We start from the raw sequence: 19,871 nt of genomic DNA on the forward strand, positions 1-19,871 counted from the left end.
AAACTTTGATTGAAAAATTTTAACAACAAAAATAACTGAGAACCTAAAGATGGCAATAATGCAGCAAACTAGCACGGCTACCGGGGTTGACGGACAAAACGAAAACTATCGTTTTGCTCTAGTGTCACTCACTTCACTGTTCTTCATGTGGGGGTTTATCACCTGTCTGAACGATATCTTGATTCCACATCTCAAGGCGGCGTTTTCCCTTAGCTATGCCGAAGCGATGTTAATCCAGTTTTGCTTCTTCGGTGCTTACTTTCTGGTGTCTATGCCGGCTGGTAAGCTGGTAAAGGCGCTCGGTTATCAAAAGGGGATAGTAACCGGGCTGCTGATCGCCGCCTTAGGTTGTGCGCTTTTCTATCCGGCAGCGGCGCTGGCCACCTACGGTCTGTTTTTAGGCGCCTTGTTTGTACTGGCCTCTGGGATCACTATCTTGCAGGTGGCAGCCAACCCTTATGTGAACGCACTAGGCAGTGTTGAAACGGCTTCTAGTCGTTTGAACCTCACCCAGGCGTTTAATGCCCTGGGTACTACCGTGGCGCCATATTTTGGCGCGGTATTGATCCTCTCTGTGGCCGTGGAAGCGACCGAGACATTGAGCCAGGCTCAGGCTGAAGCCGAGGTGGTTAAACTGCCTTACTTAATCCTTGCCAGTGCCCTGGGCCTGCTTGCTCTTATCTTTGCTAAGTTGGATCTGCCACAGATCAAAGAGCACTGCCAAAGCAGCGAGCAGGGTGAGGTGGTACACAATGGCAAAACCAGTGCGCTGCAGTCGATTCACCTGGTGCTTGGCGCTGTGGGTATCTTCGTCTATGTGGGCGCTGAGGTGGCGATTGGTAGCTTCCTGGTCAACTTCTTGGCTCAGGATGACATTGCCGGATTGACCGAGGCGAGCGCCGCGGGCTATATCACCTACTACTGGGGCGGCGCCATGGTGGGACGCTTTATCGGTAGTGCCGTGATGCAGAAGGTACCAGCCGGTACTGTGCTCGGTTTCAATGCCATGATGGCTGCATTACTAGTAGCGCTGGCGATGACCAGTTCTGGTGCGGTCGCCATGTGGGCTATCTTAGGTGTTGGCTTGTTTAACTCTATCATGTTCCCAACTATCTTCAGTCTGGCACTGAGAGATCTTGGTCCACACACCTCGCAGGGTTCAGGTGTCTTGTGTCTGGCCATTGTTGGCGGTGCTATCTTACCGCTTATACAAGGCGTATTAGCCGATAATATCGGGATCCAACAGGCTTTCTTCCTGCCGATCATCTGTTATCTCTTCATTCTGTTTTATGGCTTGAAGGGCTCTAAGCTCTAACAGCAAGCCCTAAGAACAGGAGGCAAGCAGCAATGCTTGCCTTTTTTATTGGCATATCTTTGGGTATCGCTTGCGTCACAGGGGTTTAACTCCTATGATCCGTGCGATTTTTACTATCTAGGCTTTATCATGATTAATGCGTCGCTGTCTCCAAGTTCAACCGAATTAGTTATCAATGTGCTTGCTATGGTACTCGAGCAGGGGAAACCCCTGGATCGCGCCTATTCGCACCACTTTTCCGGGCTGAAGCTGGCGCCGTCTGAGCAAGCCAGGATCACCAGTGTCACCGGCGATATTTTGCGCCGTCTCAATCTCTATTGCTATCTAGCCGATATCAGCACCGAAGATATAGAGCGTATGGGCTCACGTCTGTTAAACGCCTGGCACATGTTTTACGAGTTGCCGATCCCTAAGTTGCAATACACCTTAGCTATCGATGAAGAAGATTTTGCCAAGCGTCTTGCCAGCGCCAAGGAAGATCCGGCGTTGTTTGACGGTTGTCCCGAGTGGCTGGATAAGTTAGGAACTGCCCAATTAGGTGAAGCCTGGCCGAAAGAGCGTGCCGCATTGGCCCAGGCGCCGAAACGCTACCTAAGGGTAAATGCCTTAAAGACCACGGCAGCCGACCTGTTATCGCAACTCGCTAGGGAAGGCGTTGAGGCCCGCGAAGTGCCAGGAGTTCCTAGCGCGCTGGAAGTTATCTCAGATGCGGCACTGTTTCGTACCGAGTGCTTTAAGCAAGGGCTATTTGAGCAGCAAGATGCAGGCTCTCAGCATGTGGCGGCGGCTGTTGCAGCCGAGCCCGGCATGCGGGTGATCGATGCCTGCGCTGGCGCCGGTGGTAAGACGCTGGCTATTGCAGCTCAGATGCAGGGCAAGGGGCGCTTGCTGGCCATGGATGTGGAGCAGTGGAAATTAGACAATTTAAAGCAGCGTGCGCGCCGCGCCGCTGCTCATAACGTTGAGACACGCATTATCGCCAGCAGTAAGACGATTAAACGTTTGAAGCTGAGCGCCGACAGAGTGCTGCTGGATGTCCCCTGTTCGGGTCTTGGGGTGCTTAAGCGCAACCCTGATGCGAAATGGCGCGATACCCCAGAGCGCTTGCCTGTGCTGGTTGCACTGCAAAAAGAGATCTTACAGAGCTATAGCCGTATGGTTAAGGTCGATGGCATCTTGATCTATGCGACCTGTTCTATCATGCCTGAGGAAAACCGCCAGCAGGTCGATGCCTTCCTTAGCGCGAATCCTAATTTCAGCTTTATTGATGACGAAACCGTCAGTGTTGCCGAGACAGGGTTCGATGGTTTTTACCTAGCGCGTATGAAACGTAATCAAGCCTAGGCTTGGGGCTAATCTAAGTCGGCATTAGGCTCACAATTTTGAGTACTAAGCCGACACTTAGCTTAAGGCCGCTACACCATCGCCAATTAAAAGTGATATGATGGATCCTTTCGATCGTTTAATCAGGTCTAATTGCTTTTTCTCGGATGATGTTATTGCAAACGGCTGTACAAGAGTTCTCTCATCAGGAAAGATTTGCGGCGCTCCAACTCCTGCTCGCAGGGCGGTTGCTTGAGTGCCAGCTAACTGCCCATCAATTAAGTGGTAAATTTGCCGGTGATACGCCTGTCGATTGCCACGTTAACCTGAATGCTTGCGGGCAATTTAAGGCAAGCTGCAGTTGTGGCAAGGCAAACTGCGTCCATCAAGCCGCCTTGGTTATCGAGCAAGCGGCGCGAAGCCAATTAGATAAACGTGAGCGTTCAAGACGTTCCGACACCGCCATCCGTCTGTTTCGTAGCGATCAAAACCAGAAGTTCGATCCTTTCCCCGCTATGGCGCGCCACCGTATTCTTTATCTGCTCGAGCCCATAGAAGAGGGCTTTCTGCTCAGGGTCGAGAAAGGGTATCTCAATAAGAATGGCCGCTATCATCTTAAAGGGCCGCTAGGCTTTGACCTGTTACAGAGTCAGCCCGTGCCCAAGTATGTCAGTCAGTCCGATCTCAAGTTGTTCCATCTGCTGCGCCAAGCGCTCTCTACAGAACAGTTGAGCCGTGCTCAGGACGCTATGGTGATCCCGCTGCCACGTGAAGGTCATAGCGAAAAGCTCGCCCTTGGCGCTGATTTCTATAGCTTGCTGCTTGCAACGGGTCGCTGCTTTTACGCTAAGGTGGGCGCCAAGCCATTGGAACTGGTGACCCATTATGATGAAGATTACTTAGATGAAGCCTACCTGGTTAATCTTTGCCCTGGCTGCTGGTTAGATACCTGCTCTGGTACAGGGATTGTCGATAAGCGCGCCGATAACAGGGTCAACCAGAGCCTGCTTCAGCAGGTAGATCTCGATGGCGACTGGCTGCCCAAGCTTGAGATCGTTCGAGAGTCGCTGGAATATGACTGGAGCGATGTCGTGATGGCGCCAATCGATGTGGCTCGTTTCAGCATGGTGCATCGCGGCGCCTCCTATGATTTTGAATCGTTAAGCTATCTTGGCGCTGGACATAAAGGGTTTATGGCCCAATTTGCCAAGTGTCAGTTGCTGCTTAATGGCTTTCCCTTGCTCACCAGCCAGTTTGAACCTGCGCTAACTCAGATGTTATCCGATGGGCTGCGCCTAATCCCTGGCGAGGTAAGCGAGCATGTGGTTTTGCTCCGTTATCTCTCTTTGCTCGGATGGCAGATAGAGCTGGTCGCCAAGCAGCGTTTTGTTAAGGTGGCGGCCAATGCCTGGTATGGAGAGGTTAATAGCGGCGATAAAGATTGGTTCGAGTTGAGTCTGGGCGTTGAGGTCGAAGGCAAGCGGGTAAACCTGCTGCCACTGCTGGTGAACCTTATTCGTCAAGGCAAACTCAGCCGTGACGGTATGACCAAAGAGGTGGCCTTAGAGCTGGAATCCGGCGCCATTTTGACCCTGCCCGCCGATCGGATACGGCGTATTCTTGGGGTATTGGATGAGTTGTTTACGCCTCAGCCGCTGGATCAGCGCGAGCAGCTTAGATTAGCCAAGCACCATCTGGGGCGTCTGCCACTATTGGATGAAGCGATGGCGCCAAATGGCCAGGATAGCCAGTCGCTAAAATGGCTGGGGGAAGCCAAATTAAGACGCCATGCACTCGCCTTGGGTGAATATATCAAGCGCGTAGGCAGAGACCAGCAGACCTTTGTCGCGCCGACAGGGCTAAATGCCGTATTACGCCCCTACCAGGAGCAAGGCGTGATCTGGCTGCAATTTATCAAGCAGCAGGGTTTTGGCGGGATTTTGGCCGATGATATGGGACTGGGTAAGACCTTACAAACCCTGTGCAGTATCTTGCTTGATAAACAGGCCGGGGTGATTAAGGCGCCTGTCTTGGTGGTGGCGCCCACCAGTTTGCTGAGTAACTGGCAGCGTGAGATCGCTCAGTTTACCCCTGAGCTCAGTAGTTTTGTCTGGAGTGGTCGTCTGCGCCATGAAAATGAGCAGGCCCTCAGTGACGTGGATATTCTTATCACCAGTTACGGGATCTTAGCTCAGGACGCCGAGCGGCTGACCAAGCACAACTGGCACCAGGTGATCCTGGATGAAGCCCAGACCATTAAGAATAGCCGTAGTCGGGTGACTAAATTGGTTAATCGACTACAGACACGCCACCGTCTTTGTTTGACCGGCACGCCGATGGAGAATCATCTGGGTGAGCTGTGGTCGCTGTTTCATTTCCTCATGCCGGGCTTTCTCGGCACGGCGACGCAGTTTCAGCGCCAGTTCAAGCAGCCCATAGAGAAAGATAACTGTGACACCAGTCGACAGCGCTTAGCTCAGCGTTTGGCGCCCTTTATGCTCAGACGCACCAAGAGCCAGGTGGCTACCGAGTTGCCGAAAAAGACGGTGATCAATACCCTTATTGAGCTCAGTCAGAGCCAGTCGGATCTCTATGAGACCATACGCCTGACGGTGGCTGAGCAGGTGCAACTGGCGCTTTTGCAAACCGGCGCCAAGGCGAATCGTTTGATGATCAGCAATGCGCTGCTCAAACTGCGTCAAGTTTGTTGCCATCCGGCGATGCTCAAACTTGGTCAGCAAGATGAAATCAAGGGGGCTGTCGAGGGCGCAGATACAATCGCGGATGTCGAAACCCAAAGTGAATCATCTAAGCTGGCCTGGTTAGAAAATAAGTTACCCAGCATGATAGAAGATGGGCGTAACATCTTAATCTTTTCATCATTTACCACTATGTTGGATCTGATTGCCTCGCAGCTGGATCGCCAGCAGATAGGGTATGAGATGCTCACCGGCCGTAGCCGACATAGAGATAAGATCATAGATCGCTTTCGCCGCGGGGAGGTTAATGTATTTCTGATCAGCCTCAAGGCAGGAGGGGCGGGGCTCAATCTTACCGAGGCTGATGTGGTGATCCATGTTGACCCATGGTGGAACCCTGCCGCCGAAGAGCAGGCCAGTGACAGAGCCTATCGTATCGGTCAGCAAAAGCCTGTGTTTGTCTACAAGTTGATCTGCCAAAACACGGTGGAAGAGCGAATTCAGCAGTTGCAGCAGAGCAAACATGCACTGGCCCAAAGTATGTATCAGACCGAGAGTTTGACGGCGGCAGAGATGGATAAGGATGATTGGCTGGCCTTGCTGCAACCTATCACAGAGCAGCCAATCATAGATTAAGCTGCTTTACTCGCCTTGAATGGTAAGAATAAGCGTGCGTGAGCTGGCGCGGTTTCGAGCCTCACACAGGTAGACGCCTTGCCAGGTCCCGAGATTAAATTCGCCGTTTGTGATGGGCAAGGTAAGTTCACTGCCCAGTGTGGATGATTTAAGGTGCGCAGGCATGTCATCTGAGCCCTCATAGGTGTGGGTGTAATAGGGCTCGTTTTCAGGCACTAGTCGATTGAAGAAACGTTCGAAATCTTCGCGCACACTGGGATCGGCGTTCTCGTTCAAGGTCAGTCCGGCCGAGGTGTGTTGCAGCAAGAGATGGGCGAGACCTATCTTTACCTGTTGCAATTGGGGAGCAGCGCGGTAGATCTCTTCGGTGATCAGATGAAATCCGCGGGGTTTGGCTGGTAAACTAATCTCAACTTGCATCCACATGTTAGGTTTTCCTACGCTATTTTATCGCCCAATCAGGGCACTTTTTGTTATCGTGCTAAGAGTGCGCTAACAGCCTCATCTTTGTAAAGCGACTTTTAAATCAATGACTGTATAAAATGCAAAAGAGCCGCAAAGGAGCTTTGCTCACACTCGATTGTCTCTTTAGGTAAGCATAGTTAGTGGGCGCGATAAAGGCAGAGAAAAAGCCTGGTGTCAGGGGCAGAAAGTCAGTGCTGGGCTGTTACGCCGACAGAGCAAAAGCATAGCGCCAGATCCCTAAGGCCTACAGCTAAATAAAGGGCTCAAGTAAACAAATTGGGTAATAGGAGTAATAAGGGTGACAGTGTGGTAAGCGAGGCAAAAGCCATGCTCATTAAGGCTCAACAAAGCGCAGAACCTGGTGATCAAACCGGGCAGGTAAATGCGCTAGGGCCCTACTATTATCTTGAGAATTTCAAGGCGATGTTGGTTGGGGTAGAGCAGCGCTATGGCGATCTACTCGATAAGGTTGAAAGTGACTTTATTCAGACGTTTAACCTGCTTCACCGTGACGCTCAATGTCTATTGGTCAGATTGATAACGCGCAAAGGCCCATGGTTTTGTCGCCCACAACTCAATTACCTTGAGATTAACGATACCGAAGGCGCCATACAGGCACTGCTTGAGACAGGTTTTATTCACTATGATCAGCCTGAGCTAAGCTGGCTATTACACCAAACGACCAAAACTGAACTTGTCCGGCATCTTGCTGAGATGGGTCAAGAACACGAGTCAGACTCAGTAGCACAGCCACATTTAGTAGCACAGCCAGACTCAGTAGCACAGACAGACTCAGGGGCGAAGCGTGAAAACGTAATAGCATCTGAGCCAGGATCAGGCCAAACTCATGCCCAAGCCCAGGCATTTATAATCTCGCACCCACAGGATGAGGCCGCCAGACTCAGTGTAAAGCAGCTTAAGCGGCTTAAAAAGAGTGAGCTGGTCTCGCTGATAATGTCGTTGGCATGCGCCGAGACGTCAGTCGCAAACCATGGTTCTAAGCAAAATCAGCAGCACGAGGTACAGTCAGCCGCCGAAGTGTTTATCGCCACACTCTTGCAGCGACTCGCGCCAGGTGAGCACTGGTTTAGCTTCACAGACAAGGCGCCGTATCGGCGTTTTGAACTCCTTTATTTCGAACGCTTAAGTCAGTCTCTCAGCCAGTTTATTTTGGCCGATTTAGGTATCCATCAATTTGATGCTTATTTGGTGAATTGTGCAAGTCGCAGCTTTAATACTCGAGAAGAAATAGAAGCTTTTTATCATTTAAATGATTTATATCAGCAGTTTGACGAATTGTCTTTAGATGTTAGACAGACGGGGTTGTCTGTCAAAAAAATTGATGATTTCTGTGTTGGTTTGACCGCTTTTGTCGGGTTAACCCATCAGAGATTAGTACGTCTGCACCAGGGACTCATGCTGCAGATAGCCCGCCATTATGAACGTTTGCAAGAATTTGAAACCGCCTTACGCCTCTATGAGGCCTGCGACCGCCCGCCGAGCCGCGAGCGCCGCGTCCGCTGCCTGCAAAAGCTGGCAAAAGATCGGCAGGCACTTGAGCTGGTTGGCGAGATGATTGACTCGCCTCTTGAAGAGAGTGAGCGACTGGTGGCCAGGCGCATGCAAAAGGCGCTGCATCGAAACCTTAAGCTCCCTGCGCCAGATAGATGGCAAGGCCAGTTTGAATCTTTGCATCTCGCCACTGAGCGCACAAGCGATAGGGTTGAGCAAAGCGCAGCGAAGCAGCTCGCTGTTGTGAATGACAAAAAGGCGGTTAATAGTGAGTGCGCGGAGATCACAGAGACGGTTTTTTGCTTTGAAGTTGAAAACCGCTTGTTTTGCAGCCTGTTTGGTCTGGCGTTTTGGGACATCATCTTCTCAGATGTTAAAGGCGCTTTTGCCAATCCATACCAGAGTCGGCCTAGCGACATGTATTACTCGAGTTTTTATCCTCAGCGCAGGGCGGCAATCGAGGCACGTCTTACGGAATTAAGCGCGGGTAACACAGAGTCAATCACCCGTCATTTCCATCAGAAATTTGGCCTCACTAACGACTGGGTTCACTGGCCGCTCTTCATGCCTTATGAGTATATTAATCAGGGTAGCTCGACAGTGGTTAAAAAACCGGGAGATGCACAGGATGCCTCTCAGGTTGAGCAAGGCATTGGTTATCTTGCGGGTCACCTTGTCGATAGTTTTGTATTAGATGGAAAAGTCTCAAGTGTTCCAGAAGGAGGGAGTTTAGCCTTGCCTATGGGTGACGATGCGCTGCCGCTGCTGCTTAACTTGGCGCTGCAGGCGTTTAGTGGGCCTATGCTGGCCAAGCTATTTCGTCAGATGCTTTTCGATCTACGTTACTACCGCGCAGGATTTCCCGATCTGATTCGCTTTCACTTGAAGACAGACCTTGATAGTGCCACAACTAAAGTAGGCGCCATGGTGAGCGCCGAGCTTATTGAGGTCAAGGGGCCAGGCGACAGCCTGCGAGATAATCAGCTGATATGGCTAGATTGGTTTAATCGACACGGGATTAAGGCCAGTGTCTGCTATCTTACCTGGGAAGGATCGTAGAGCCGCTTTCAAGGCGATGCATTAAGCCTATTTATTTTGGCGATCAATTTTTTTGCTAATCCTGTGAATAAGATGCAGCATAGTAAGAATTCAAAGCGTCTGGTCGCGTTATAGCGCTAAATGGCGCAGTAACAAAGAATCGCTCATACCCGGTGCAGGAGGATAAGATGACAAGCTTAATGGCTCAGACTAAGCAGCGACTGCTCGGTGCCAGTCTGGCTGCAGCGCTGCTTACGCTACTTGGCGCCTTACCTATAGGGACGAGTTACGCCGAGCCGCGGTTAGATCTAAGCGCGAGAACCCTACAGGGGGAGCTTCGCTCTCTCAAGCAGTATGAAGGCAAGGTGGTCTATGTGGATTTTTGGGCATCCTGGTGCGCGCCATGTCGAGACTCTTTTCCCTGGATGGAACAGATGCACCAGCGTTATGCCAAGCAGGGGTTAGCGATCGTCGCGATCAATCTTGATAGCGACAGTGAGATGGCTAAACCCTTCCTGGCCGATTTCGCCACCAGCTTCGATATTCTTTACGATCCTAAAGGTGAGGTCGCGGGCCATTTCAATCTGCAGGGGATGCCGAGCAGCTACCTGTTTGATGCCAAGGGACAACTGGTGAGTGAACATCTGGGCTTTTTTAAATCTAAGCAGCCGGCCGTCGAACAGGAGATTAAGGGATTGCTGAGACAAAGGAACGCTAATGAAAAATAGTCAAAGCGCACTGTTTATCCTCGCGCTCTTATTACTGCCAGCATGTTCCAGCCTTGGCGTACAGCCATGGGAGCGCGGTCAGTTTGCCAGAGAGGATATGCAGCCTGATACCGATGAGATGGATATGTCGATAGAAGATCATATCTACTTCAGTAAGGAGGCGTCCAGTGGCGGCCGCACCCTGGCAGGTGGTGGTTGCGGCTGTAATTAGGGCATAAGCGAAGTCGGCGATAAGTCAGCTCGGTGAGACAGTGCAAGCAAAGGAATGATATAGCGTGAACCATAGGGTAAAACAACAGCGTCATCAGCCAACCGCTACCCAGCAGGGCGATACTGTGATGGCCTCACTCTTGATGGCTAGTAGCTTGTTTCTTGGCGTCGGAGATGTAAACGCCACAGAGGTGCCTACTAATGATGCTGGGGCCACTGAGTTAGGGATTAACGAGACAGGGGCCAATGATTTAGAGACTAATGAGATAGTCGCCAAGGAGCGAGAAGCGAGTCAAGCTCATGCAAGCCCAACCAGACTTAATGAGAGCAGGGTAGAGACGGATCCACTCGCTGGAGCCAAGATAGAGGCCGCCTTAGTCTACTACCAAGAGCGCGATCGAGTAACCGCAGCCGAAGGGATCATACATTATCGACAGGCCTTGGATGACAGCAATACCCTGAGGGCAAAGATAGCCCTCGATGCCCTAACAGGCGCCTCAGCCAATGGCGCGGTGATCCAGGCAAGGCCCCAGAGTTTTACCCGACCTTCAGGAACCGGCGTCTATCAGGCGCGAGCGGGCGAATTGCCCCTGGACGATACCTTTAAAGATACCCGCTTACAGTTAAGTGCCAACTGGCAGCATCTTTTTTCTGCGAAATGGCAAATGAATCTCGGTGGCTATCTGTCGCGGGAATACGACTATACCTCTATTGGCGTTAATGGCAGCGGCGAGCATTCCTTTAATCAAAGCAATACTCAAGTGTTCTTTGGCTCAGCCTATTACTTCGACATAGTGGATCCCGTCGGCGGCAGGCCTGTGGGACTTAGCGAGATGGTGTTTAGAAACGACTTTGACAGCGAGGAGGCGTTTAGACAGGCTTTTGATGCCACCCGCCGTTACGACAGCGCCCTTAAACGCACCTTAGATCTTAACCTTGGCGTGACACAGACTCTGAATACTCATTGGCAGGCGCAGCTAAGTTATAGCCTCTCTGCTGTGTCTGGGTATCTGAGTGATGCTTATAAGGTTGTCAGCCGTATCGATGGAGTTGGTCAGGCGCAGGGGTATCATTATGAAGCGCGTCCGGATGAGCGACTCAAACATAACCTGTTTGCCATGGCCAAGGGCGCATTAACCTCAGGCACGCTGAACTTTTCCTATCGCTATAGTGACGATGACTGGTCGATTCAGGCGCATACCCTAGATGCGCGTTACCGATACAATTTAACGGGTGGTGGCTATTGGCAATGGCAGTTCAGAGCCTATCTTCAACAGGCCGCCGAATTTTATCGCCTCTATCTGACCGAGGGAGAAGCCTTACCCGAGTTCGCTTCGGCCGATCATCGCCTCGGAAAGCTTGAGACTTATACCTTAGGGGTGAAATACGCGCAAAAGTTAGACGCCGGTCAACTCGCCAGCATCAGATTAGCCTACTATCAACAGCGGCCACAAAACCCGGGTATCAGTTTACCTGGTGAGTTGGCAAGCTATGACCAATTCCCCCGTCTAGATGCCATAGTGCTGCAGTTGGGAATGCGATTTTGAATCCGCAAACCTATGAGATCAGCCTGTCGCCGCTGCCCGGCGTAGAAAAGCCAAAGTATGGTCAGCATCAAGGCCAGCTTGCGCCCCTCGGGGTTAAAGCGGAATTTAGCGCCATGGCGAGTCGCTGTGAGATTTTAGTCAGGCATAAGGTTGGTGCAGGTGAAGAGCAAGTTTATAGCAAAGCGAACTCAGAGATAGAGGGCGCCATCATCGAGGCGACTGATGAGGTCAGGCGCATAGAGGCTAAATACAGCCGTTTTGACCGCGAAAGCCTGCTTAGTGAGATCAATCGCCGCGCCGGTGAGTGGCAATCCCTAGATGATGAAACCTTAGGTCTGTTAAAGTTTGCCGAGCATTGCTACCAATTGAGTCAGGGACAGTTTGATATCACCGCCGAGCCTGTGATTGCGCTTTGGCCATTTGGAGACCGTCATGCCTGCCCGCCAAGCAAGCAAGTTATTCAAGTCGCTCGCAAACGGGTAGGGTTTAACAATCTCGATATTCAAGATAAGCGTTTATGGCTACCTGAGGAGATGGGGATCGATTTTGGTGGACTTGCTAAGGAGTACGCCGCCGATAGAGCGATGGCTATTCTGACCAAGGCACTGCCTGATTGCGATCTGCTGGTGAATCTTGGCGGCGATATGATCACGTCACCAGCGCCGGCCTATGTCTGGCAGATAGGGATCGAAGATCCCAAGGCGCTGGATTCGGCCGAGCGGGTGGTGGCCCTCAATGAAGGCGCACTGGCTACCAGTGGTCATTCCCGACGTTATCTTATTCATGAGGGTAAACGCTACGGCCACATTATCGACCCAAGTACAGGCTATCCCGTAAAGGGAGCGCCCTTGTCGGTCAGTGTGTTTGCGCCTCAGTGTGTGGTCGCGGGCATGTTGGCGACCCTGGCTATGCTTCAGGGGGAAAAGGCTGAAGCCTTCCTCGCCAGTCAGGGCGTCGTCCATCATATTATCCGTGGCTAGCTTTTCATGGCTTGCTTTTCAGGTATTCGAGTTGCGGGAACCAGTCAATATTCATGCTCACTTTGCCCATTCGGGTGCTCGTTGATACGGCATGACTCTGGTAGAGTTTATATAAATCAATGACTTTAGTTTAGTAAGTCATCAATAATAGCTTTATTAAATGTGCATGCGCGTTTTGCCAAGTAGATGCGCAGGCGCACTAATAAAATGTTATGTGCTTCTAGGATAAATTAAGATTATGAATTATTTTGAATCTCCTTTTTCGGGCATCACGTTAAAGCAACAAGTGACAAACCCGAATATTATTGTAGGCAAGCATAGCTACTATTCTGGTTACTATCACAACCATAGCTTTGATGACTGTGCTCGTTATCTCAGTCCGGACAGAGATGATGTTGATAAGCTTATTATCGGTAGTTTCTGTTCAATAGGCTCCGGCGCGGTGTTTATGATGGCGGGAAATCAGGGGCATAGAAACGATTGGTTTAGTACATTTCCATTCTTTTACCAAGACAATGAGATTTTCGCCGATGCTACTGATGGATTTCAACGCGCAGGTGATACTGTAGTTGGCAATGATGTTTGGATTGGTTCAGAAGCAATGATTATGTCTGGTGTCAAAATAGGTCATGGCGCCATCATCGCAAGTAGAGCTGTCATAACCAAAGATGTAGCGCCATATGAGGTTGTGGGTTCAAATCCAGCAAAACATATTAAGTTCCGTTTTTCGGAGTCAGAGATAGCCATGTTGCTTGAAATGCAGTGGTGGGATTGGCCTGAGAGCGTTTTAAAGGGCGGTATTAAGCATCTTTGCTCCAGTAACATTGAAAACCTTTACAATTATTGGAAGCAGGAAGTACGCACATAACAAAGCGTTTAAGAGGGATTTGGCACGCGTGGCATTTTTGGTTTGCGTTGGGTTCAGTGTTTACGGTGCATTGCAGAAGCTTATGTATTGCGTGCCGGCACCCCTTAACGCGGAGTTATGTGTACAGGAGTTTAGCCGTGATTGAATCGTATACTAAAATTTTTTGGCTAAATGAATTGAAGGGCTCTGCTGAGTTCTTAGAAAGCTTATATAGAACAACTGTCTGGGATAATGAACTTGAATTTAAAACCGAGAAAGCTGTATTTCTGGGTTTTTACGCAATACGTAAACTTAGAGAAAGTAAGTTATTAAGTAACGTAGTTTGCGGGTTAAATACTAGTTTAATATCACACCCGACGAGGAAAGCTGTGTCATCTAATAAAGGTGAACATTGGTCTAAAAAATATAATATGGGGCAAAGCGACGATAAAACTTTACCTTTAAAAGTTTTATGTGACCAATTTGTGCACAGTAAAATTTATTCACCGTTTGTTCCTTGTGGGTTAGGGTGCATGGGTTTCTTCTTTGCATCTGATAGTGAGTGTAAAAATCAGGTTTATTATGTTCAACTAATTAAAATTGTAAGTTTGTTTTTAAGTGTTGTTCACGATAAGAAGATAGATTTAGAACTTGAGGTAAATGGTAAACAGATCACTGCTAAAAACCTTAAAGAGCACACATAGCAAGCGCGTTAAACGGAACGTCAACAGTTGGCTATTGTTCGTTTCTAACAAATTTAGTCAACTATTTCCGTCCGCTTAAGCGGGTGTTATTCCATATAAATTGCTACCTGAAACCTGCGCCCATAAAAAAACGCCCCGTAGGGCGTTTTTTATTGCAGAACTGGCTTTAGAAGTTCGCTGACTTTGGTGCACGTGGGAATGGGATCACGTCACGGATGTTCGATACGCCAGTCACGTAAGAGACTAGACGCTCAAAGCCCAGACCAAAACCTGAGTGCGGCACTGTGCCGTAACGGCGCAGGTCACGATACCACCAGTAATCTTCCTTGCTCAAACCCATCTCATCTAAGCGAGTATCTAGTACGTCCAGACGCTCTTCGCGCTGAGCACCACCGATGATTTCACCAATGCCAGGTGCCAATACGTCCATGGCGGCAACTGTTTTGCCGTCTTCGTTAAGACGCATGTAGAAAGCTTTGATATCTTTCGGGTAGTTCTTCACGACGACTGGCGCCTTGAAGTGCTCTTCAGCCAGATAGCGTTCATGCTCAGACTGCAGGTCGATACCCCACTCAACGTCGAATTCGAACTGCTTGCCACATGCTTTTAGGATCTCGATGGCATCTGTGTAGTCAACCTGGGCGAAATCGCTGCTCACGAAGTTCTCTAGACGCTCGATAACTGTCTTGTCGACACGTTGGGCGAAGAACTCAAGATCGTCGCGGCGCTCATTAAGCACGGCGCGGAAACAGTACTTCAGCATACGCTCGGCCAGACCGGCAACATCGTTTAGATCGGCAAAAGCGACTTCTGGCTCAACCATCCAGAACTCTGCCAAGTGGCGGCTGGTGTTAGAGTTTTCGGCGCGGAACGTTGGGCCAAAGGTATAGATCTTAGACAAGGCACAAGCATAGGTTTCACCGTTCAGCTGACCCGATACGGTGAGGAAAGATTCCTTACCGAAGAAGTCTTCGCTGAAATCGACTTTGCCGTCGTCGGTGCGTGGCAGGTTTTCAAGATCCAGTGTCGATACACGGAACATTTCACCAGCACCTTCACAGTCAGAAGCAGTGATCAGCGGCGTTGAAACCCAGATAAAACCTTCTTCGTTGTAGAAGCGGTGAATCGCCTGAGACAAACAGTTACGCACGCGGGCTACCGCGCCGATAATGTTGGTACGTGGACGTAGGTGTGCCAGTTCGCGCAAATGCTCAATAGAGTGCCTCTTAGCCGCCATCGGATAGGTATCAGGATCTTCAACCCAGCCAGTGACCTCAACCTTAGTCACTTGTAGCTCAAACGCCTGACCCTTACCCGGTGAGTCAACCACTTCACCTGTCATGATGACAGAGCAGCCAGCGGTTAGGCGTAAGATTTCGTCATCGTAATTGTCTAAGCTATTTGGCACAACGCCCTGGATGGGATCAAAACAGGAACCATCATATACGGCAAGAAAAGAGATGCCGGCCTTGGAATCTCGGCGAGTTCTTACCCAACCGCGTACGGTAACTTGCGAACCGATCGCAAAATCACCTTTAAATACAGAAGCGACAGATGCAGTGCTCATTGTTGCTTAGTTCTCCAACGAAACGTTTTATTAAAAATTTTGGAGGTTTATATTACCTTGCTGGTGGCTTTTCTCAAGGGAAAAACAGCAGATAAACTGGCTTAAAAGCAAATAAAATGGGCATTTCCGCTAAGCTAGGCCCAAGCGCCATAAAAAAGCGGCCTTTATCGCTCGCTTATCTGCTGTTGGTGCTAGGGTGGAAAGCTTGTTATGCTTAAAATATGGCCAGACAATTCAGTGGGCTAGATGTCAGTGGGCTAGATGTCAGAGGGCTAGATGAAAAAAGTCAAAATTTTCCAGATTTTTTTAGGCACCTTGTCGATCCTGGGTTGGTCCCTGGCGGTTTATGCCTTGATACTCTTTGGTGAGGCCAGACCGGATCGCGCCGTGGGCTATTTTCTCAGTAAGGGCGCAAGCGTAAGGTTGACTTGGGATCCGACGATTACATTAAGGCTTGAGTATGTGATCTGGACCTGCGCCGCCATCAGCTTGGTCAATTTGGCATTTAACTTCTATGTGGCTCACCATAGCCGCATGGGCTATTGGTTTAATATCCCCTTGCTGCTGTTAACCTCAACCGCCGCCGGCCTCTATCTTAAGTTTTTTGTCTCTATCTAATCGGCTATCTGGCGGCAAAGCCTGTCTATCATGGCAGCGGTGGCGCCCCAGATAAAATAATCTTCGTAAGGAATAAAGTAGACGGGATAGTGCACGCCGCGGCGGGAGAACTGTCTCTTGATACGGTTAGCCGGGTCCATCAGAAAGCTTAAAGGGACCCTAAAGAGCTCATCCACCTCGCCGGGATCTAATATCGGCTGAAACTCCTCTCTGACGACTCCTATGATGGGAGCGATAGCAAAACCGGTAAAGGTGTTAAACATGGGGTACTGACCTAACACCTCCACATTGTCTCTTGGCAGGGCGATCTCTTCAAAAGCCTCGCGCAGGGCTGTGTCGGTATAGTTGAGATCGCTTTGCTCCACCTTACCACCGGGAAAGCTTATCTGCCCTGGGTGGGCTCTCAGATGGTCGGGGCGGCGAGTGAGGAGCAACTCAAGTTCACTGCCAGTTTGTATCAAAGGGACGAGTACGGCAGCTTGCCGCAAAGAGCGATGGGTCTGCGGCCCAGTGTCAGTGGGCAACTGATGCAGATTATAGCGCTGTTTAAACTCGTCCAATCTCATAAAGCCTCTTCGTCACCTAACTAGCGACTCAGCACAGGTAATATTCTACTTACCTTATCATAGCTTTCCTGATATTCGGCATCGACCTGGGAGTCGGCCACTATGCCACCACCGGCCCAACAATAGAGGCGGGGGGCCTCGGCAACTAAGGTTCGTATGGTAATGCTGGTATCCATCTGGCCATCTTGGCTGATATAACCTATCGAGCCACAGTAAAGGCTGCGACGTGAGGGCTCCAGCTCTTCGATGATCTCCATGGCGCGGATCTTAGGTGCGCCCGTAATGGAGCCGCCGGGAAATGCTGCCCTGAGCAGATCGCAAGGGCTATTTGGCGCAGCGAGCTTGGCGGTTACCGTGCTGACCAGATGATGCACCGCCGGAAAACTTTCGATGGCAAATAGATGCGGCACTCGCACGCTACCTGGGCTCGCCACTTTACCGATATCGTTTCGCAGCAGATCCACGATCATCAGGTTTTCGGCGCGATCTTTCTCCGATGCTGCCAAGGCCTCGGCGGCGGCCTTATCTGCTACTGCATCACTTGCTCTGGCCATGGTGCCCTTGATGGGCTTGGTTTCTATGGCATCGCCCTTAAGCTTGATAAAGCGCTCGGGCGAGATAGAGAGGATGGCGTGCTTTTCTAAACGCATAAAGGCAGAGAAGGGCGCCTTGTTGCTCGCCCTGAGTTTGAGGTAAGCCTGCCATTCATCGCCTTGATATTCGGCCTCGAAGCGCTGGGTCAGATTGATCTGATAGCAATCGCCGCTGTGCAGATACTCCTGCACGCGATCAAACTTGTCTTTGTACGCTGCTTGAGTGATTTGCGCTTGCCAGTCACGGCTTAACTTAAATGCCTTACTTGGTTTTGTTTGAGCATTGAGAAAGGCGTTGACTGTATTTAGTCGCTCGGCTAAGGCCTGCTCGCCATGGTAGTGAACCAGAGACCATTCTTGCTTCTGGTAACAAAAGATCAGCGCCCAATCGTAGAGGCCAACATTCATCTCGGGCAGGTTAATATCTTTCTCAGCAATTTCAGGCAACTTTTCGATACGCCGACCCAGATCATAACTAAAGGCGCCCAGCGCTCCACCACTAAAGGGCTGGTCTGTGTCATATTGCTGTGGGAAATAGTGTGCAATGGCCCCTTGCAGTGCCAAAAAGGGATCGCCACTGTGGGTTTCGTGAGCCTTGCTGCTCCCTTGTACCGATGAGCGCGTGTGATCTATTGCTGTGACACCGCCTTGGCTGGTGATGGTCGCAAGAGGATCGAAGCTGATGATGTCGTATTGGGCATCACAATGATCGGCGCTGGCAGAGTCTAAAAGTATGGCCCAGGGCAGGTGAGCGAAGCGGCCAAATACCTCAGTGGTGGTGAGTTGCCAGTCTAATTTTTGCACTGCAACGCCTTGAGTCGACGAAAAATCCATCGATAACCCTTATCTAAAATGTGATGTTCCCCTAAAAGTCGCGAAAGAGTATCATATTGTGAACGGATTAAAAAAAAATACGCGACCCTGCAAAAGGGCGGTGAATAACCAAACTGTGAGTAAGGAAATGTCTGTGACTATAGAACAGCCCATCATCAAGCAAGCGGACCTCATCGAGAGTGTCGCCGACGCACTACAATATATCTCCTATTACCACCCTAAAGATTTCGTTGATGCCATGGCAGAAGCCTATGAGCGTGAAGAAAGTGCGGCGGCAAAAGATGCTATCGCGCAGATCTTGATTAACTCCCGCATGTCTGCCGAAGGCAAGCGTCCGCTATGTCAAGATACAGGTATTGTGACCTGTTTCGTTAAGATCGGCATGGGCGTCAAGTGGGATAAGACAGACATGACAGTGCAGCAGATGGTGGATGAAGGGGTAAGACGCGCCTACACCAACCCTGATAACCCGCTGCGCGCCTCTATCGTTGCCGACCCTGCCGGTGGCCGCAAGAACACCAAAGACAACACGCCATCTGTGGTACACGTCGAGATGGTGCCAGGCAACCATGTTGAAGTTGCCATCGCTGCCAAGGGGGGCGGATCTGAAAACAAATCTAAGATGGTGATGCTAAACCCATCAGACGATATCGCCGAGTGGGTCGAGAAGACACTACCGACAATGGGCGCTGGCTGGTGTCCACCAGGCATGTTGGGCATAGGTATTGGCGGCACCGCCGAGAAAGCGGCCGTAATGGCCAAAGAAGCTCTGATGGACCCTGTCGATATTCATGAGCTGCAAGCCAAAGGCGCCGAAACCGCCGAAGAAAAGCTGCGTCTGGATATCTTCGAACGTGCCAACAAGCTGGGTATAGGTGCACAGGGCCTTGGCGGTCTGACAACCGTACTGGATATCAAGATCAAATCGGCGCCAACCCACGCGGCTTCAAAGCCTGTGGTGATGATCCCTAACTGCGCTGCAACGCGCCACGTTCATTTCCACCTCGATGGCTCAGGCCCTGCCGAGCTAGAAACACCTAAGCTGGAAGATTGGCCTGAGATCACCCGCGAAGCGGGCGAGGGCGTGCGACGTGTCGACCTAAACACTGTGACCCAGGCGGATATCGAGCAGTGGAAGAGCGGTGACGTGCTGCTGCTAAACGGTAAGATGCTCACCGGTCGTGATGCGGCTCACAAGCGCATTCAGACTCTGATTGAGAGTGGCGAAGGCCTGCCTGAAGGCGTCGATTTTACCGGTAAGTTTATCTACTACGTGGGTCCGGTCGATCCTGTGGGTGACGAAGTGGTTGGCCCTGCAGGCCCAACGACGGCGACCCGTATGGATAAGTTCACCGACCTGATGCTGGATAAGACAGGCCTGATGGGCATGATAGGTAAGGCCGAGCGTGGCCCGGCGACCGTCGAGTCTATTAAGAAGCACAAAGCGGTTTACCTAATGGCCGTGGGCGGCGCTGCCTACTTGGTTTCTAAGGCTATCAAGAAGTCTCGCGTGGTGGCCTTCGAAGACTTAGGTATGGAAGCCATCTATGAATTTGACGTGACCGATATGCCTGTCACCGTCGCCGTAGACAGCGAAGGGGTCAATGCTCATGAAACGGGCCCAGCGACCTGGCGTGTGAGACTTGCCTAACATAAAGTAAAGCATGAAGAATGGGTGGGTTTTAGGTG

General features: G+C 50.6%; 16 protein-coding genes. 12 read left to right on the forward strand and 4 right to left on the reverse strand.

Features of this window, described 5'->3' with window-relative positions; genetic code table 11:
• The first annotated feature begins 49 nt into the window (after positions 1-49).
• From NY07_RS05880 to NY07_RS05890, 3 genes are all read left to right on the forward strand, one after another.
• Positions 50-1,315: a sugar MFS transporter gene (locus NY07_RS05880; RefSeq protein ID WP_033538407.1), complete on the forward strand. Its 1,266-nt coding sequence runs from the start codon at positions 50-52 to the stop codon at positions 1,313-1,315.
• Between the two features lie 129 nt (positions 1,316-1,444).
• On the forward strand, positions 1,445-2,659 hold the full coding sequence (locus NY07_RS05885) for an RsmB/NOP family class I SAM-dependent RNA methyltransferase (RefSeq protein WP_033538408.1): 1,215 nt from the start codon (positions 1,445-1,447) through the stop codon (positions 2,657-2,659).
• A 155-nt stretch (positions 2,660-2,814) separates the two neighbouring features.
• Complete coding sequence (locus NY07_RS05890; RefSeq protein ID WP_161783152.1) at positions 2,815-5,973, forward strand: DEAD/DEAH box helicase; 3,159 nt, start codon at positions 2,815-2,817, stop codon at positions 5,971-5,973.
• Between the two features lie 6 nt (positions 5,974-5,979).
• Here NY07_RS05890 and NY07_RS05895 read toward each other — a convergent pair whose 3' ends face one another.
• Complete coding sequence (locus NY07_RS05895) at positions 5,980-6,399, reverse strand: secondary thiamine-phosphate synthase enzyme YjbQ (protein WP_033538409.1); 420 nt, start codon at positions 6,397-6,399, stop codon at positions 5,980-5,982.
• Positions 6,400-6,765: 366 nt separating this feature from the next.
• On the opposite strand from NY07_RS05895, the gene NY07_RS05900 reads away from it, so the two are divergent.
• The 7 genes from NY07_RS05900 to NY07_RS19510 all read left to right on the forward strand — a co-directional run bounded on the left by NY07_RS05900 (position 6,766) and on the right by NY07_RS19510 (position 14,004).
• Positions 6,766-9,009, forward strand: coding sequence for a VRR-NUC domain-containing protein (locus NY07_RS05900; RefSeq protein WP_140946897.1), 2,244 nt, complete (start codon positions 6,766-6,768; stop codon positions 9,007-9,009).
• A gap of 167 nt (positions 9,010-9,176) precedes the next feature.
• Entirely contained in the window at positions 9,177-9,716 is a 540-nt protein-coding gene (locus NY07_RS05905) for a TlpA disulfide reductase family protein (RefSeq protein ID WP_081953780.1), read from the forward strand.
• Positions 9,706-9,927, forward strand: a complete 222-nt coding sequence (locus NY07_RS05910; protein WP_052125515.1) for a DUF4266 domain-containing protein — start codon at positions 9,706-9,708, stop codon at positions 9,925-9,927. Before NY07_RS05905 ends, NY07_RS05910 begins: the two co-directional genes overlap by 11 nt.
• A gap of 64 nt (positions 9,928-9,991) precedes the next feature.
• Entirely contained in the window at positions 9,992-11,473 is a 1,482-nt protein-coding gene (locus NY07_RS05915; RefSeq protein WP_235363899.1) for a DUF3570 domain-containing protein, read from the forward strand.
• The gene (locus NY07_RS05920) at positions 11,470-12,453 is read left to right on the forward strand and encodes an FAD:protein FMN transferase (protein WP_235363900.1); all 984 of its coding nucleotides are present in this window, start codon (positions 11,470-11,472) and stop codon (positions 12,451-12,453) included. The genes NY07_RS05915 and NY07_RS05920 overlap by 4 nt, the downstream gene beginning before the upstream one ends.
• A 238-nt stretch (positions 12,454-12,691) precedes the next feature.
• A complete protein-coding gene (gene catB / locus NY07_RS05925; RefSeq protein WP_033538411.1) occupies positions 12,692-13,321 on the forward strand; it encodes a type B chloramphenicol O-acetyltransferase in 630 nt (209 codons plus the stop codon).
• 137 nt (positions 13,322-13,458) lie between these two features.
• Complete coding sequence (locus NY07_RS19510) at positions 13,459-14,004, forward strand: hypothetical protein (protein ID WP_033538412.1); 546 nt, start codon at positions 13,459-13,461, stop codon at positions 14,002-14,004.
• Positions 14,005-14,170: 166 nt separating this feature from the next.
• Here the strand turns inward: NY07_RS19510 and asnS are convergent, their stop codons facing one another.
• Positions 14,171-15,571 carry an asparagine--tRNA ligase gene (gene asnS / locus NY07_RS05935; protein WP_033538413.1) on the reverse strand — a complete coding sequence of 467 codons (1,401 nt, stop codon included), beginning with the start codon at positions 15,569-15,571 and terminating at the stop codon, positions 14,171-14,173.
• Positions 15,572-15,847: 276 nt separating this feature from the next.
• On the opposite strand from asnS, the gene NY07_RS05940 reads away from it, so the two are divergent.
• Positions 15,848-16,189 (forward strand): hypothetical protein, encoded by a 342-nt coding sequence (locus tag NY07_RS05940; RefSeq protein WP_033538414.1) that lies wholly within the window; start codon positions 15,848-15,850, stop codon positions 16,187-16,189.
• Here NY07_RS05940 and NY07_RS05945 read toward each other — a convergent pair.
• Both NY07_RS05945 and pabB read right to left on the reverse strand, forming a co-directional pair.
• A complete protein-coding gene (locus NY07_RS05945) occupies positions 16,186-16,755 on the reverse strand; it encodes a CoA pyrophosphatase (RefSeq protein ID WP_033538415.1) in 570 nt (189 codons plus the stop codon). The two genes, NY07_RS05940 and NY07_RS05945, sit on opposite strands and share 4 nt — an antisense overlap.
• A gap of 20 nt (positions 16,756-16,775) precedes the next feature.
• The gene (pabB, locus tag NY07_RS05950; protein WP_033538416.1) at positions 16,776-18,182 is read right to left on the reverse strand and encodes an aminodeoxychorismate synthase component I; all 1,407 of its coding nucleotides are present in this window, start codon (positions 18,180-18,182) and stop codon (positions 16,776-16,778) included.
• A 127-nt stretch (positions 18,183-18,309) separates the two neighbouring features.
• On the opposite strand from pabB, the gene NY07_RS05955 reads away from it, so the two are divergent.
• Positions 18,310-19,833 (forward strand): fumarate hydratase, encoded by a 1,524-nt coding sequence (locus NY07_RS05955; protein WP_033538417.1) that lies wholly within the window; start codon positions 18,310-18,312, stop codon positions 19,831-19,833.
• The last annotated feature ends 38 nt before the right edge of the window (positions 19,834-19,871 follow it).

This window comes from Shewanella sp. ECSMB14101 (assembly GCF_000773485.1).
GTDB classification, from domain to species: Bacteria; Pseudomonadota; Gammaproteobacteria; order Enterobacterales; family Shewanellaceae; genus Shewanella; species Shewanella marisflavi.